Raw genomic sequence first — 214 nt, 5'->3', positions numbered from 1 at the left:
ATGCTGCATGCGGTGCACTCGGCCGGCGCGACGACCGCCCCGATCGTGATCTACCGCGGTCGCGGCATCTACGGCTGGGCCGGCGACGTGTCGCAGCTGCCCAACTGGCCGGGTTCCGGTCGTCTGCCGGTGTTCGGCTCCGATGACGGCACGGGCAGCCCCGTGGTCACGAACCACGTGTTTGCCAGCCCGACCTATCCGCGGGCGCTGAACG

At 70.6% G+C, this 214-nt stretch carries 1 protein-coding gene; it reads left to right on the top strand.

Features of this window, described 5'->3' with window-relative positions; genetic code table 11:
* Positions 1 to 214: hypothetical protein (locus tag G6N75_RS03290; protein ID WP_165346642.1), on the top strand; the 214-nt coding region annotated here is incomplete at both ends.

Origin of the sequence: Thioalkalivibrio sp. XN8 (genome assembly GCF_011058255.1) — a bacterium.
Classification (GTDB): Bacteria; Pseudomonadota; Gammaproteobacteria; order Steroidobacterales; family XN24; genus XN24.
Note: the sequence above shows the minus strand (reverse complement) of the source record. Positions and strands in the feature narration are given on the sequence as shown.